Annotated in this window: 1 protein-coding gene; it reads right to left on the reverse strand. The window is 32.8% G+C overall.

Annotation, left to right across the window (positions count from 1 at the left end; genetic code table 11):
• Positions 1-706, reverse strand: a 706-nt coding sequence (gene wzy / locus HEN33_RS25180; RefSeq protein WP_183083526.1) for an O26 family O-antigen polymerase, incomplete at its 3' end; no start/stop codon positions are given.
• Between the last annotated feature and the right edge of the window lie 101 nt (positions 707-807).

Raw genomic sequence — 807 nt, forward strand, 5'->3', positions numbered from 1 at the left:
GAAAAAGATCAAAAAGATAAGGACCTGCCCATATAATAAGAGAATGAACCTTAATGCCATCAGCTATATATGCATGTAACGTCCTAGTGTTAAATAATAAAATTAACATTTTAATCAAGAGTGGCACTACAATAAAAGACAGCACCAGTCCAAAAACCATTAACTTATTATAACCCCTCCAGGTACGAAATTGGATTATTACCCACGCCAATACATAAACAATGCCTAAACTATGGAAAAGAGGTGCCATAAAGACAAAACAAAGAGAGTTAAATTTATGCTCTTTTTCTAACTCGATAAGAGAATTTATGACAAATAAAAAAAGAAATGTATTCCTGATTTGAACAATGTCAATAGGCATTGGACACAACATGTAAAGCAGCAAACCAAATGCTGTATACTTACTGTATTGTATTAATCGTAGGAATGTGGTCCCAAGGAATAAACCCAGCAAGCCAATTATGACTTCATGGGTACCGCCTAAATACTTAACACCATAAATTAACCAGCGATAACCAATCTCGGCATAAAGTTCATTGACATTAAATATATCAACATACGCTTCATAGTCTTGATTCTGCCTATTAATAATAAATAAAGTAGTAATAATAAGCACAATTACCAAATTACTTAGCTTGTTTGCTCTAGCGTAGTTGAATGCAATAATCCATAAACCTAAAACCATCACAAATATGATGTAATACATTCTTTCCCCGCAATTTATTCAGTCTATAGCCATGATGATTTTGCACTATCAGTTCTTACCGGGAATTATAATCGTCTCACTTTATAAATTCTAAGTATGAG

It is taken from the genome of Escherichia sp. 94.0001 (assembly GCF_013369155.2).
GTDB classification, from domain to species: Bacteria; Pseudomonadota; Gammaproteobacteria; order Enterobacterales; family Enterobacteriaceae; genus Escherichia; species Escherichia coli_F.